Annotated in this window: 2 protein-coding genes; both read right to left on the bottom strand. The window is 45.2% G+C overall.

Annotated features, from left to right (window positions below; translation table 11 throughout):
• Nucleotides 1–701 (bottom strand): NAD(P)-dependent oxidoreductase (locus tag A3729_RS00855; protein WP_068632978.1); only part of this gene is annotated, 701 nt, incomplete at its 3' end.
• Between the two features lie 13 nt (nucleotides 702–714).
• Nucleotides 715–951 (bottom strand): hypothetical protein (locus A3729_RS32005; RefSeq protein WP_197475461.1); only part of this gene is annotated, 237 nt, incomplete at its 5' end.

Below are 951 nucleotides of genomic sequence, written 5' to 3' on the forward strand. Positions count from 1 at the left end.
AAAAAAGAAAAATACTCCTGATTACTCACCTGCCCCATGCCTGATAGGATATAAATCTGTCCGATTGCCTTGTCTGAGTTCAGTGCCAAATAACAGCCCTCAACCAAGTCATCAATATACACTGGGCCGAACATACCTTCTTTCGGGGCGATGAATTTCTTTTGCTTCATCATGTCAATTGGCGTCACGGTCCAGGGTCGGGAGCCCGGACCGTAAACATCTGCAGGGCGGATAATGGTGGCATCCACTTTTCCTGCATTGTTGTAGTTCAGAACCAAATGTTCACTAGCCAGTTTGGAGTCTGAATATTTCTGACCGCAAGCCCTCAAGGCAGTATTTTCATCCATTGCTCCGGTGTGACTTAAGCCCAACGCGGCAACGGAGGAAAAGTGCAGAAAGCGCTTTTTGTTATCACACTTTGCCGCTTCATCTAATACAGTCTGCGTACCCAACACATTAACGCGCCAGGTTTCCTCTTCTGTTGCAGCATTAGAGACCACTGCAGCCGTGTGAATGAGGGTGTCACAACCAGCTAGCATGTCTCGCCATCTCTCTGGCTCAAATAAATCAGCTTGTATGATGTTTTGTTCCTGATTGGCACTTAGATCAATCCCACAGGTCTCGATACCTTTTTTATTTAGGCAACGCGCCAGACTTTGTGCGATAAAACCTTTTGCGCCGGTAATAAATACTTTCTTCATTGCGGCCTGCCTATTATTTTTGTTGTTTCAATACGTTTCTGACAATCGAATCAATATAGAAATTAACTAGCTTTACGGGAATCAGTCTGTTCATCCAATAGGTCATCCGGGCGAGCTTGCCTGGAATGATGTAAAAACGCTTCGATTCCAAGCCTTTCATAATATCGTCAATCGCATGCTCCAAGGTCAGTGCACCGGCTGTAAGTTTTAGCTTCAAGGTAACCGGGTGAATGGTTTTGTGTTCTTCATG

The organism is Oleiphilus sp. HI0043 (assembly GCF_001634935.1).